Origin of the sequence: Thiorhodococcus fuscus (assembly GCF_042682685.1) — a bacterium.
Lineage (GTDB): Bacteria > Pseudomonadota > Gammaproteobacteria > Chromatiales > Chromatiaceae > Imhoffiella > Imhoffiella fuscus.
Genome location: NZ_JBHUHX010000075.1, coordinates 1 through 670 on the forward strand (window position 1 = coordinate 1; position 670 = coordinate 670).

Below are 670 nucleotides of genomic sequence, written 5' to 3' on the forward strand. Positions count from 1 at the left end.
CGGCAAGACCACGCTGACGGCGGCGATCACCACGCACCAAGCGCGTAAGTTCGGTGGCGAAGCGCGGGCCTACGACCAGATCGACAATGCTCCGGAAGAGCGCGAGCGCGGCATCACCATCGCGACCGCTCACGTCGAGTACGAGACCGAGAACCGTCACTATGCGCACGTCGACTGCCCCGGGCACGCCGACTACGTGAAGAACATGATCACGGGCGCGGCGCAGATGGACGGCGCGATCCTGGTGTGCTCGGCCGCCGACGGCCCCATGCCTCAGACCCGCGAGCACATCCTGCTCTCGCGTCAGGTCGGTGTGCCTTACATCGTCGTGTACCTGAACAAGGCCGACATGGTCGACGACGCCGAGCTCCTGGAGCTGGTCGAGATGGAAGTGCGCGAGCTGCTCTCCAGCTACGACTTCCCCGGTGACGACACCCCGATCATCACCGGCTCCGCCAAGCTGGCGCTCGAAGGCGACACCTCCGAGATCGGCGGTCCCTCGATCGACAAGCTGATGGAAGCGCTCGACAGCTACATCCCCGAGCCCGAGCGTGCCGTCGACGGTGCCTTCCTGATGCCGATCGAAGACGTCTTCTCGATTTCGGGTCGCGGCACCGTGGTGACCGGACGTGTCGAGCGCGGCATCATCAAGGTTGGCGAGGAAATCGCC

General features: G+C 65.2%; 1 protein-coding gene. It reads left to right on the forward strand.

Features of this window, described 5'->3' with window-relative positions; all coding sequences use genetic code 11:
* Window positions 1-670, forward strand: a 670-nt coding sequence (locus ACFSJC_RS20010) for a GTP-binding protein (RefSeq protein ID WP_386029093.1), incomplete at both ends; no start/stop codon positions are given.